A 12,720-nucleotide genomic window follows, 5' to 3' on the forward strand; every position below is an offset into this window, starting at 1 on the left:
CGCTGATCGAAGCTGCTGCGCTCCCTCAAGCCGCGGAGCCGCTCGATCATGCATGCAGCCAACGTCACCCTCACCGACCTGATTCCCTCGGCAGATCCGCCCCCGCAGCGCTTCTCCTTGTCCAACGGCTTCACCGTGCACCTGCAACAGGACAAGCGCAGCCCCCTGGTGTGCCTGCAGATGATCTACCACGTCGGCTCCAGTCATGAAGCCGCAGGCCACACCAACCTCTCCCATGTTCTGGAGCACATGGTGTTCGAAGGCAGCGCCAAGCTCGCGGCCGGGCAATACCTGCGCATCATCGACTGGCTCGGTGGCAGCAGCAGCGCGCAGACCCTGCAGGATGCCACGGTGTACAAGATGGTTTTGCCAGCGTCGCGTCTGGAAGTGGCCTTGGAAATACTGGCCGACACCTTGAGCCATGCGCGCCTGAGCGAAGAGGCTTTCGAAACGGCACGCAGTGCCGTGCGCGACGAGCGGCGGCTGAAGATCGACAATCGTCCGGTTCAACAAGCCGTCGAACGCCACTATCGACTCGCCCACGGCAGCAGCCCCTACGCGACGCCCAGCTACGGCCAACCGGACGACCTCGACGGCATGAGCCTGGTCAGCCTGCGGACCTGGTACCGCAACCGCTACGCACCCAACAACGCCACCCTGGTGGTGGTCGGTGATGTGCAGCCGGAACAGTTGCAGGCGTGGGTCGAGCGTCATTTCGCGGCGGCCGAGGCCGTGCCCTTGGCACCTGCACACGTGCCGCGGCACCCGGCAGCGCTGCTCGAACGCAGCCAGATCGTGACCCTGCCTGGGCTTCGGGACGGCTTGCTGATGGCCTTCAACGTGCCGAGCCTGGCCACGTCGGCATCGCCCACCCAGGTCCATGCCTTGAGGATCGTCGCCGAGCTGCTGGGTCGAGGCGCTTCGTCGCGCCTGCATGACCGCCTGGTGCGCAGCCGTCCGGTGCTGACCGGGGTAGACCCGTCCTACGATTACCAGTTGCGTGGCGACTCCCTGATCAACTTCGCCAGCTTCGTCGCGCCCGGCCATACGCCTGCAGCCGCGAGCGAGGCCGCCTGGGAAGTGATCGCCGAGCTGGGCCGCACGCCTGTCGACGTCCGCCAGATCGAAGACGCCAAATTCCACCTGCTGGCCCAGCATGCGGCAGCCTGGAGCAGCCTAACCGGCCAGGCCGATGCGATGGGCTGGAGCGTCATCAGCGGTGTGGGTCCGGACCGCCTGAAGGAGAACCTGCACATTCTGGCGTCGCTGACCCAGGACGATATCCAGCACGCCATCGCCACCTACCTGACTCGGGAGCGGCTGACCGTCACCCATTTGCAGGCTCCGCCGACCCCAGTGGTGGTGGCGCCGGTGCTCACCTGCGCCGACCTGGGCGGTGCTGCCGAGGCGGTGGACCTGTCCGGCCTGTCTGCCGCGCAAGGCCTGGAGCACACTGAGCTGAGCAGCACCGGTCGCCCGGTGCTGCAGTGGCGGTCGGCCTCGGGCAGCAGCCTCTGCTTCGTGGCCAGCGAGGGGGCCCCGGTGTTCGACCTGCAACTGCGGTTCAATGCCGGCGCCTGCCAGGATGGCGAGACCCCGGGCCTGGCCGCCCTGACCCTGTACCTGCTCGACCAGGGCTGCGATGAACTGGACGCTGCCCAGGTGGCGGCGCGGATGAACGCCCTGGGCATGACCTTCAGTCGCAGCATCGACCACGACTACGCCCTGCTGCGCCTGCGCGGCCCTGCCCAGCCTGAGCTGCGCGAGGCGGCGATCGCGCTGCTGACAGCGCTCGCCGCGCGTCCCAGCTTCGAGGCCGCTGCGCTCGAGCGCATGCGCACCCGGGTGCTCAACTACCTGGCACGCCGCGAAGCCAAGGCGCAGAACCGCCTCAACGTCGAAACCCTGCGCAGCCTCTATGCGCCTCATCCGTATACCCAGGATGCCCATGGCACCCGCGACAGCCTCGCGACACTGGCACGTGAGCAGCTGATCGCGTTCCATCAGCGCGCCTACAGCGCCGGGAATCTGCATATCACCCTGGTGGCGGACCTGCCGGCCGATCAGGCGCAAGCCCTGGCCATGGCCGTCGAGCAAGCCCTGGCTGCCTCTTCTGAGGTCCTCGCCAACGCACCGCGCGCGATACCGCTGGGTCGGCCGATCGACCTGCATTTCGAGACGGCCGCCGGTCAGGCGGAAGGCACCAACGTCACGGTCACCCTGACCTATGCCGTTGAAATCGCCAGCGACGACCCGCGCTATCCGGCGCTGCTGATGGTCAATCAACTGCTGGGCGGGAGTTTCCAGTCCCGGCTGATAGGCGAACTGCGTCAACGGCGCGGTCTGACCTATGGCATTCGCAGTAGCCTTCACCACTACCAGGCCGCGACCGTGTTGACCATCGCCTGGGACATCGAACCGCAGTACCGGGAAGCGTCGTTGGCCCTGGTCCGGCTGATACTGGGCTGCTTCATCGAGCAAGGTCCTGGTGCTGCGGAGCTGGACCTGGCTCGCAATCAGCTGGTGGGGGCGATGCTGCGCCGTCAGGCCGATGACGAGCAACTCGCCACATGGCTGGGACGCAACCCGGCCCGAGGCACCGATTCTGCCGCTCGATTCGCCCAGGTCGGTGCCGAACAAGTGCAGGCGGTGGCTCGGCAGGCCCTCGAGGCCCAGCGCTGCGTGACGCTCTGCCTGGGTCCCAAGGTCGCACAACAGCCTCTGCCGACGCCGACCGCCGCCAGTCGCTAGTGGCGCCCTCGCGGCGGTGATTCGTGGCACTCTAGGGGGGTCACCACAGAGTTGCCCTGCATGCCCAGTCTCACCGCCGCCTTTCGCCCCGCTGCCGGGCTGTCCAATCCACACCTGCAGACACTCTGGGGGCCGCTGTGGCGCAGGCGCGCCACCCTGTCGCGCCGTCGCGAGCGTCTGTGGCTCGAGGATGGCGACTTCCTCGACCTGGACTGGTACGGGCCCGAGCAGGCGGATACCCCCCTGGTGCTGCTGTTGCACGGGCTGACCGGCTCGTCCGACTCCCCTTACATCACGGGCCTGCAGCAGGCGCTCGACTCACAGGGCTGGGCCAGTGTCGCGCTGAACTGGCGTGGCTGCTCGGGCGAGCCCAACCGGCTCGCCCGCAGCTACCACTCAGGCGCGAGCGAAGACCTTGCCGAAACCCTTAGTCATCTGCGCGCGCGCCACCCGTTGAGGCCGCTGTACGCCGTGGGCTACTCCCTGGGGGGCAACGTGCTGCTCAAGTACCTGGGCGAAAGCGGTCTCGACAGCACGGTGCAGGCCGCCGTGGCCGTATCGGTGCCGTTTCGCCTGGATCAATGCGCCGACCGTATCGGCCTGGGCTTTTCCAGGGTCTACCAGGCGCACTTCATGCGCGAAATGCTGAACTACGTGCAGGACAAGCGCCGTCATTTCCAGGCCAAGGGTCACCAGGAAGGCCTGGCAGCACTGGAGCGTCTGGGTCCGCTGCGCAACCTGCGCACTTTCTGGGACTTCGATGGACAGGTGACGGCGCCGCTGCACGGCTTCAGCGATGCCCACGACTATTATCGGCAGGCCTCGAGCCGCTACTATCTGGGCCGCAACCGCACGCCCAGCCTGATCATCCAGGCTCAGGACGATCCCTTCGTGTTCGATCACAGCCTGCCCACCGCACAGGAACTGGCACCGGGCACCACCTTCGAACTGCATCGGCACGGTGGCCATGTGGGCTTCGTCGAGGGCAGCTTGCGTCGCCCGGGCTATTACCTGGAGCGACGCATACCGCAGTGGCTGGCCACGGGGCGGTAAACCCTGGGCGGCTCAGTCGCCGGTCGCCACGCCACGGCTGGCGTCGTTGATCCATTCGCTCCAGGAACCGGCATACAGGCGCCCCAGCGGGTAACCGGCCAGGGCCATGGCGAACAGGTTGTGACAGGCGCTGACGCCAGAGCCGCAGTACGCCACCAACTGCTCGGGCGCGCGCCCAGCGAGGGCTGCCTCGAAACGCTGACGCAGTTGCGCGGGGGTCAGAAAGCGTCCGTCCGGCCCCAGGTTGTCGGTGAAGGCGGCGCATCGGGCGCCAGGAATGTGCCCGGCCACCGGGTCGAGCGGCTCGACCTCGCCGCGAAAGCGCGGCAGCGCACGGGCATCGATCAGCGTCAGGTCGGCGGCCCCGAGACGCTTGGCCAGGTGCTCGGCATCGACCAGCAGCGCCGGATCCGGCCGCCCGCTGAAGTTGCCCTCTCGCTGCGAAGGCGGATCCAGGCTCAGGGGTAGATGGGCGGCGTGCCAGGCCTTCAGACCGCCGTCGAGCACGAACACGCCGTCACGCTTGCCCAGCCAGGCGAGCAACCACCAGGCCCGCGCGGCATACAGGCCCGGGCCGTCGTCATAGAGCACCACCTGGCTGTCGTGGTCCACGCCCCAGGTGCGCAGCCGCTCGCTCAGGCGCTGCGGGTCTGGCAGCGGATGGCGACCGGTCAGGCCCTTGACCACAGGGCCACTGAGATCACGTTCCAGGTCGGCGAAGTGGGCCCCTTCGAGGTGGCCTTCGGCGAAGCTGCGCTGGCCATGGTCGGCGTCGTCCAGGGCGAAGCGGCAGTCCAGAATCACCAGCCCCGGCGAGCCCAGGCGCTCGGCCAACTGCGGCGGGGTGATCAATTGCGCAAGCGGCATGACAGTCTCCTAACGATGACAGGAAAACTCCGGCCTCAGGTGCCAGGTCCCGGTTGAATCGGCGACGCAACTCGACGGGTGGCGGTGAGGTGGGGTGCCGCTGACGGCAACCGCTGCCTGCTCACCCAAGGAGGCGAATGGGAGTATAAGCTGGGCGCTCGCCCCTTTCGTACGGAGCTGCCGTGAGTTCCTCCATTCCCTCGTCCGTCCCATCATCCGACCTCACCCTGGATCGGTTGTTCGCTGCACAACGTCGCGCCTTCGACGCCCATCCGATGCCCCCGGCCGCCCAGCGCAGGCAGTGGTTGAGGCACCTGCGCCAGACCCTGCTGGCGAATCGGCAGGCCCTGATCGACGCCATCGACCTCGACTTCGATGGCCGCAGCGCCGATGAAACCCTGCACGCCGAGCTGCTGCCGGCGGTGCAAGGGTTGCGGCATGCCGAGCGCCGCCTGGACGCATGGATGAGGCCGCAGCGGCGCAAGGTCGGGCTGGCTTTCCAGCCGGCCCGTGCCCAGGTGGTGTGGCAACCCTTGGGCGTGGTCGGCATCATCGTGCCGTGGAACTACCCGCTGTTTCTCAGCATGGGCCCGCTGACCGACGCCCTGGCAGCCGGCAACCGGGTCATGCTCAAGCTCAGCGAGGCCACGCCGCACACCGGTGCGCTGCTCAAGCGCCTGCTCGAGCAGGCGTTCCCGAGCGATCTGGTGGCGGTGGTGCTGGGCGAGGTCGAGGTCGGCCAGGCCTTCGCCCGCCTGCCGTTCGACCACCTGCTGTTCACCGGCGCCACGTCCGTGGGCCGTCAGGTGATGCAGGCCGCCGCCCATAACCTCACGCCGGTGACCCTCGAACTGGGAGGCAAGTCACCCGTCATCGTCGCTGCCGACATGCCCCTGGCGACCGCCGCCGAGCGCATCGCCTTCGGCAAGACACTCAACGCCGGGCAGACCTGCGTGGCGCCGGACTACGTGCTGGTTCCGCGTCAGCACCTGAAGACCTTCGCCCAGGCCTACGAGGCGGCGGTCAAGCGACTCTACCCACGCATCGCCGACAACCCGGACTACAGCGCCATCATCAATGCCAGACAGCTGCAGCGCCTCGAACAGCTGCTGCAGGACGCCCGGGACAGGGGCGCACAGGTGCTCGATCTGTATCCCCACGAGACCCGACAGGGCAGACGCCTGCCGCCTCACCTGCTGCTGGACGTGAGCGAGGACATGCAGGTGATGCAGGACGAGATCTTCGGCCCGCTGCTGCCGCTGCTGCCCTACGATTCCCTCGACGACGCCCTGGCCTACATCGCCCAGCGGCCTCGCCCGCTGGCGCTATACTACTTCGGTTACGATCGCAGCCAGCAGGCGCGAGTGCTGCAAGAGAGTCACTCGGGCGGCGTATGCCTGAACGATACCCTGCTCCACGTGGCCCAGGACGACCTGCCCTTCGGTGGCATCGGACCTTCCGGCATGGGGCACTACCACGGCCAGGCGGGTTTCCAGACCTTCAGCAAGGCCAAGGCGGTGCTGGCCAAGGGGCAGATGAACCTCGCCCGGCTGATCTACCCGCCCTACGGCACGCGGTTGCAGCGCGTCATTCAACGGCTGTTCATCCGTTGACGAACGCCTGCGCATGACAGCCCGTCATCGCACTGTCTATAGTGCCATCGGCCGGTCACATGACTTGGCCGGGCGGCGGTCGCTGCGCTAACATCCGACTCCCCAACGCACTCCAGCCAGGATGACGCGATGAACCGAGTGTTGTACCCGGGTACTTTCGACCCCATTACCAAAGGTCATGGCGACTTGGTGGAACGTGCCTCCCGCCTGTTCGACCATGTGATCATCGCGGTGGCGGCCAGCCCCAAGAAGAACCCACTGTTCCCGCTGGAACAACGGGTGGCGCTGGCACGGGAAGTCACCCAGCACCTGCCCAACGTCGAAGTCATCGGTTTCTCGACCCTGCTGGCGCACTTCGCCAAGGAACAGGGCGCCAACGTGCTGCTGCGCGGCCTGCGCGCGGTGTCCGACTTCGAGTACGAATTCCAGCTGGCGAACATGAACCGGCAACTGGCGCCGGACGTCGAGAGCCTGTTCCTCACGCCCTCGGAGCGCTATTCGTTCATCTCCTCGACCCTGGTGCGGGAGATCGCAGCGCTGGGCGGCGACATCACCAAGTTCGTCCATCCCTCGGTGGCCGAGGCGCTGACCGAGCGTTTCAAGAAGTCCTGACGGCGGGCGGCGCTCGACCCGTCAGCCGGGCGGGTGCCGCGTGCACTGGGCGCGTGAATGCGGCACAATTGTGCCCATTGCCTTGATACATGCCTGGACGATGCGTCCTGGCCGGAGTCCCAATGTCCCTGATCATCACCGACGATTGCATCAATTGCGACGTCTGCGAACCCGAGTGCCCGAACGCCGCCATCTCCCAGGGCGAAGAGATCTACGTGATCGATCCGAACCTGTGCACCCAATGCGTGGGCCACTACGACGAACCGCAATGCCAGCAGGTCTGCCCGGTGGACTGCATTCCACTGGACGAGGCGCATCCGGAGTCCGAGGATGAGCTGATGGCCAAGTACCGCCGGATCACTGGCAAGGCCTGATGCCTTTGGTCGGCGCGATTCGCCCTGCGGCCCTCGGCGCCGTCCTGGCGCTGCTGGCCAGCGCCGCGTTCGCCGAGGGTCCTGGCCGCGCGGCCATCGCCAGCCCTCACGCCGACGCCACCGAAGCGGCGCGGCAGGTGCTGCAACGCGGCGGCAACGCCTTCGATGCGGCCATCGCCATCAGCGCCGCACTGGCGGTGGTGGAACCCTACGGCTCGGGGCTCGGTGGCGGCGGCTTCTTCCTGCTGCGCGAGTCAGGCCAGCCGGCACGCTACCGCTTTCTCGATGCCCGCGAGCGTGCGCCTGGCGCCGCCTCGGCAGGCATGTACCTGGAAAACGGCAAGATCAGCGCAAACCTGTCGATCAACGGTGCGCTGGCCGCGGCCATTCCAGGGCTGCCCTATGCCCTGGCGGAGCTGGCAGCCACCCACGGCAAGCTGCCGCTCAGGGACAGCCTGGCCCCTGCCATCCGCCTGGCGAACCAGGGCTTCAGTGTCGACCGTCTCTATCGCGACCGCGCCAGCATGCGCCTGGCAGCGCTGCGCGAGAACCCCGAAAGTGCCCGCCTGTTCCTGCGCGACGCGCAAATTCCTGCGCTGGGCGCGCGCATACGCCAGCCCGAGCTGGCGACCACCCTGCAAGCGCTGGCCGATCACGGCAGCGACGGCTTCTATCGCGGTAGCGTGGCCCGCACACTGGTCGAGGGCGTGCAACAGGCGGGTGGCCTGTGGACGCTCGATGACATGGCCGGTTATCGCACCGCCTGGCGCGAGCCCCTGCGCTACACCCTGGCCGATCGGCGCGAGCTGATCAGCAGCCCGCCGCCTTCTGCGGGCGGCGTGGCCCTGGCCCAGAGCCTGGCGATGCTCCAGCGTCTGCCGTGGCAGAGCGCCGAGCCGGTGCAGCGCAGCCATTACGTGGTGGAGGTGCTGCGACGGGCGTACCGAGACCGTGGCCTGCTGGGCGATCCAGACTACGTCGCCAATCCGCTGAACCGCCTGCTGGGGCGCCAGTACCTGGCCCACCTGGCCGACGGCATCGACGTGTACCAGGCCACCCCCAGCACTGCCCTGCCCGCCGCACCGGCCTGGCGCGAAGGGGATCACACCACTCACTTCACGGTGATCGACGGCGCGGGCAACGCCGTATCCGCTACCCTGTCGGTCAACCTGCCGTTCGGCGCCGCCTTCACCGTGCCGGGCAGCGGCGTGGTGTTGAACAACGAGATGGACGATTTCGCCGCCGACCCCACCGGCAGCAACAGCTATGGGCTGGCCGGCAGTCAGGCCAATGCGGTGGCAGCCGGCAAGCGCCCGTTGTCGAGCATGAGCCCCAGCTTCATCGAGAGCCCCTCGCAGTTCGCCAGCTTCGGCACCCCAGGCGGCAGCCGGATTCCGAGCATGGTGCTGCTGTCGATGCTGGGTTTCCTTGAGGGGCGACCGGTGCGCGACTGGCCAGCCACCCCGCGCTATCACCACCAGTACCTACCGGATGTGATCGAGCACGAACCCGGCACCTTCGACGATCGTCAGCAGCAGGCGCTGCGCGCGCGCGGTTACACCCTCAAGGATCTGCAACGCAGCTACGGGAATCAGCAGGTCCTGTACTGGAACAAGCGCGCCAACACCCTTGAAGCGGCAAGTGATCCCCGCGGTGAAGGCCAGGCCAGCGTCTTGGAATGATCGCTACTCAGCGCTGGCAGCGCGGGCAGAACACGCTGGCGCGCTGGCCCAGCTTCACCTCGCGCAAGAGCGTGCCGCACACCTTGCAGGCCTCGCCACCGCGCCCGTAGGCGAACAGCTCCTGCTGGAAATAGCCCGGCTGGCCGTCACCGCCGATGAAGTCGCGCAGCGTGGTGCCGCCGCGCTCGATCGCCGCCGCCAGCACCCGCTTGATCTCGATCGCCAGCTTGAGGTAGCGCGCCCGACTGATGCCGCCGGCCTCCCGGCGCGGATCGATACCCGCGGCGAACAGGGCCTCGGTGGCGTAGATGTTGCCCACCCCGACCACCACCGCGTTGTCCATGATGAACGGCTTGACCGCCATCGAGCGTCCACGGGACAGCTGGAACAGACGCTCGCCATCGAACAGCTCGGTCAACGGCTCCGGCCCCAGGCGCACCAGCAGCTCATGGCCGAGCGGGTCCTGGCTCCAGAGCATCGCGCCAAAGCGCCGGGGATCGGTGTAGCGCAGCATCAGGCCAGACTCCAGCTCGATGTCCACATGCTCGTGCTTGGCCGCCGGCAAGCCCTGCTCGACCAGGCGCAGATTGCCCGACATGCCCAGGTGGCTGATCAAGGTGCCGACCTCGGCGTTGATCAGCAGGTACTTGGCCCGACGCTCCACGCTGACGATGCGCTGCCCCGAAAGCCGCACATCCAGGTCTTCCGGAATCGGCCAGCGCAGGCGCCGATCGCGCACCACCACGCGGCTGACCCGCTGTCCTTCGAGATGAGGCGCGATTCCGCGCCGCGTGGTTTCGACTTCCGGCAACTCTGGCATGGATCAACGGCCACTCATTTCGCGAATGTTCTGCTTCAGGCTTTCGAACTCGTAGTCCGACAGCCCGATGTAATCGAGTACCAAAGGCCCTACCGCGTTCCATTCATGATCCACGTTCTGATTACCCAGCACCTGGTAGGACGCGCAGATATGCTCGGCCATCTTCAGCACCGCCAAGAGGTTCTTGAGCTGGGTCTGGGTATTGCGCGATGAGTCGTCGCGCAGGATCGCCAGGGCATTGTGATGGTTGGCGATGGCCCCACTGATGTGCTCGGGCAGGCGCCACGACTTGGCCGTGAAGTAGCCCACCACCGAGTGGTTGGTGTTGAAGGCGCGGTTCTCGGTGTCCACCACCCGGTTGTCCTCACTGGCCTGGGCGTAGGCCTGCTCCAGCACGTCCATGTAATCGGGGAAACGCTTGATCATCAGCGGCACGCCGCAATCATGGAACAGGCCAAGGGTGTAGGCCTCGTCCACCGCCTGGATACCGGTCCGCTTGGCCAGCGTCAGGCAGGTCATGGCCACGTCCTGGGCGGTATCCCAGAAGCGGTTGAGGGTGACGATGGTCTCGTCGCTCATCTCGCCCTTGATCGACTGCGCATTGATCAGGTTGATGATCGAACGGCTGCCCAGCAGGTTCACCGCGCGCTGGATCGAGCCGATCTTGTTGGCCAGGCCGAACTGCGCCGAGTTGACCAGTTTGAGCAGCGCACCGGACAGCCCGGGGTCCTGGGCGATCAGCTTGGCGATGGTCTCAAGGTCGGGGTCGGGCATGTACTGCTCGAACTGCAGGTCTACCAGGATCTGCGGTTGGGGCGGAATGGTGATGCCCTGCAAGGCTTGCTGGATCTGTTCGGCGGTGAGTTCTTGGGACATGACGGGGCGCTCGGGAATGACGGTTGATTCTAAACCCTGTATGCCGGCAGGGCACCAACCACTGGATCGTTCGCCGGGAACTTTACTTTAGGCTCGACAGCCTCCTTTCTCATACCTATCGAAGAAAAGGAGTAACAACCCATGACTGCACAACTCAACGGCAAGCGCGTGGCCTTTCTCGTGACAGACGGCTTCGAGCAGGTCGAACTGACCGGCCCACGCGACGCGTTGGTCAAGGCGGGCGCCCAGGTCCAGATCCTGGGCGAGAAAGCAGGCGAGGTCCGCGGCTGGAATCATGATAAGCCAGCCGACAGCTTCAAGGTCGATGCCACCTTCGATGACGCTCAGGGTACGTCCTACGATGCCGTGGTGCTGCCGGGTGGTGTGCAGAACTCCGACACCATTCGCCTGATCGCTGGTGCACAGAACCTGGTCAAGCAGCACGCCTCGGCCGGTAAACCACTGGCCGTGATCTGCCATGGCGGCTGGCTGCTGATCTCCTGCGATCTGATCAAGGGTAAGCGCCTGACCAGCTTCAAGACTCTGCAGGACGATATCCGCAATGCGGGCGGTCATTGGGTCGATGAAGAAGTGGTGGTGGATGGCAATCTGATCAGCAGCCGACAGCCTGATGACATCCCGGCGTTCAACGAGCAGTTGATCAAGGCACTGAGCTGAGGCAGCGCCCGAAGCACACGGCGCCCGCCCGGGCGCCACTGGGCAGGCAAGTCGGGGGCTGGGCAGTACGCCCCGTCGCCGCCGACTTCGGATCGTACCCATGACAGGCTATACTCCCGCTCTTTTTTCCGGAGCGACGCCATGTCCCTGCCCAGCCTTCGCCTCAAAGCCAATGCCGACCGCCGCCTGCGCGCCGGTCACCTGTGGGTCTACAGCAATGAGGTCGATGTCGCGGCCACGCCGCTGCAAGGTCTGCAGGCCGGACAGCAGGCGATCCTCGAAGCGGCCAACGGCAAACCCCTGGGCGTGGTCGCCGTCAGCCCCAACAACCTGATCTGCGCTCGCCTGCTGTCTCGCGATGCCAAACTGGCGCTGGACAAGTCGCTGCTGGTGCATCGGCTGAACGTGGCCCTGTCTCTGCGCGAACGCTTGTTCGACCAGCCCTGCTATCGCTTGGTCTATGGCGACTCCGACCTGCTGCCAGGGTTGGTGGTCGACCGCTTTTACGACATCCTCGTGGTTCAGCTGGCGTCTGCGACCATGGAAGCACACAAGGATGAAGTCATCGCGGCACTGGTGCAGGTGCTCAAGCCCAGCGGCATCCTGTTCAAGAACGACTCGGCCGCCCGCGACGCCGAAGGCCTGGAGCGTTATGTCGAGACGGTGTACGGCGAAGTGCCGGACTGGGTCGCCCTCGAAGAGAATGGCGTGAAGTTCGAAGCGCCGGTCCGCGAAGGCCAGAAGACCGGCTGGTTCTACGACCACCGCATGAACCGCGCACGGCTGGCGCCCTATGTAAAAGGCAAGCGCGTCCTGGACCTGTTCAGTTACATCGGCGGCTGGGGCGTGCAGGCCGGCGCGTTCGGCGCCAGCGAGGTGTTCTGTGTCGACGCGTCGGGCTTCGCCCTGGATGGCGTGGAGCGCAACGCATCGCTCAACGGCATCGCCGAGAAGCTGACCTGCATCGAAGGCGATGTGTTCGAAGCCCTGCGTGAACTGAAAGCGGCAGAAGAGCGTTTCGACGTGATCATCGCCGACCCGCCCGCGTTCATCAAACGCAAGAAAGACCTCAAGAACGGCGAAGCGGCCTATCGTCGCCTGAACGAGCAGGCCATGCGCATGCTGAACAAGGACGGCATTCTGGTCAGCGCCTCGTGCTCGATGCACCTGCCCGAGGACGACCTGCACAACATCCTGCTGACCAGCGCCCGTCACCTGGACCGCAACCTGCAACTGCTCGAACGCGGCGGCCAGGGCCCGGATCACCCGGTGCATCCGGCGATCGCCGAAACCCGCTATATCAAGAGCATCACTTGCCGGTTGCTGCCCAACAGCTGACCTAAGCCTCTGGTAGTCGTGAAGAGCCCGGTATTGGATGTTCGATACCGGGCTTT

Annotated in this window: 11 protein-coding genes; 8 read left to right on the forward strand and 3 right to left on the reverse strand. The window is 66.3% G+C overall.

Annotation, left to right across the window (positions count from 1 at the left end; all coding sequences use genetic code 11):
- Positions 1-48: 48 nt before the first annotated feature.
- Positions 49-2,751, forward strand: a complete 2,703-nt coding sequence (locus IAE34_RS21385; protein WP_200140949.1) for a M16 family metallopeptidase — start codon at positions 49-51, stop codon at positions 2,749-2,751.
- A 60-nt stretch (positions 2,752-2,811) separates the two neighbouring features.
- Positions 2,812-3,804, forward strand: a complete 993-nt coding sequence (locus IAE34_RS21390; protein ID WP_200140950.1) for a hydrolase — start codon at positions 2,812-2,814, stop codon at positions 3,802-3,804.
- 12 nt (positions 3,805-3,816) lie between these two features.
- On the opposite strand, the gene IAE34_RS21395 is transcribed toward IAE34_RS21390, so the two are convergent.
- Positions 3,817-4,671 (reverse strand): sulfurtransferase, encoded by an 855-nt coding sequence (locus IAE34_RS21395; RefSeq protein WP_200140951.1) that lies wholly within the window; start codon positions 4,669-4,671, stop codon positions 3,817-3,819.
- 182 nt (positions 4,672-4,853) lie between these two features.
- Between IAE34_RS21395 and IAE34_RS21400 the strand changes: the two genes are divergently transcribed.
- The 4 genes from IAE34_RS21400 to ggt all read left to right on the forward strand — a co-directional run bounded on the left by IAE34_RS21400 (position 4,854) and on the right by ggt (position 8,952).
- Positions 4,854-6,284, forward strand: coding sequence for a coniferyl aldehyde dehydrogenase (locus tag IAE34_RS21400; RefSeq protein WP_200140952.1), 1,431 nt, complete (start codon positions 4,854-4,856; stop codon positions 6,282-6,284).
- Between the two features lie 129 nt (positions 6,285-6,413).
- A complete protein-coding gene (gene coaD / locus IAE34_RS21405) occupies positions 6,414-6,896 on the forward strand; it encodes a pantetheine-phosphate adenylyltransferase (RefSeq protein ID WP_200140953.1) in 483 nt (160 codons plus the stop codon).
- Between the two features lie 122 nt (positions 6,897-7,018).
- The gene (locus IAE34_RS21410) at positions 7,019-7,270 is read left to right on the forward strand and encodes a YfhL family 4Fe-4S dicluster ferredoxin (protein ID WP_200140954.1); all 252 of its coding nucleotides are present in this window, start codon (positions 7,019-7,021) and stop codon (positions 7,268-7,270) included.
- On the forward strand, positions 7,270-8,952 hold the full coding sequence (ggt, locus tag IAE34_RS21415; RefSeq protein WP_200140955.1) for a gamma-glutamyltransferase: 1,683 nt from the start codon (positions 7,270-7,272) through the stop codon (positions 8,950-8,952). Before IAE34_RS21410 ends, ggt begins: the two co-directional genes overlap by 1 nt.
- A gap of 7 nt (positions 8,953-8,959) precedes the next feature.
- Here ggt and mutM read toward each other — a convergent pair whose 3' ends face one another.
- Positions 8,960-9,772 carry a bifunctional DNA-formamidopyrimidine glycosylase/DNA-(apurinic or apyrimidinic site) lyase gene (gene mutM / locus IAE34_RS21420; protein WP_200140956.1) on the reverse strand — a complete coding sequence of 271 codons (813 nt, stop codon included), beginning with the start codon at positions 9,770-9,772 and terminating at the stop codon, positions 8,960-8,962.
- 3 nt (positions 9,773-9,775) lie between these two features.
- Entirely contained in the window at positions 9,776-10,594 is an 819-nt protein-coding gene (locus IAE34_RS21425; protein WP_200140997.1) for an HDOD domain-containing protein, read from the reverse strand.
- A gap of 195 nt (positions 10,595-10,789) precedes the next feature.
- On the opposite strand from IAE34_RS21425, the gene IAE34_RS21430 reads away from it, so the two are divergent.
- Both IAE34_RS21430 and IAE34_RS21435 read left to right on the forward strand, forming a co-directional pair.
- Complete coding sequence (locus tag IAE34_RS21430) at positions 10,790-11,326, forward strand: type 1 glutamine amidotransferase domain-containing protein (protein WP_200140957.1); 537 nt, start codon at positions 10,790-10,792, stop codon at positions 11,324-11,326.
- A 141-nt stretch (positions 11,327-11,467) separates the two neighbouring features.
- Positions 11,468-12,664 carry a class I SAM-dependent rRNA methyltransferase gene (locus IAE34_RS21435; RefSeq protein WP_200140958.1) on the forward strand — a complete coding sequence of 399 codons (1,197 nt, stop codon included), beginning with the start codon at positions 11,468-11,470 and terminating at the stop codon, positions 12,662-12,664.
- Positions 12,665-12,720 lie beyond the last annotated feature (56 nt).

The sequence above is a fragment of the Pseudomonas sp. S30 genome, assembly GCF_016518545.1.
Classification (GTDB): Bacteria; Pseudomonadota; Gammaproteobacteria; order Pseudomonadales; family Pseudomonadaceae; genus Aquipseudomonas.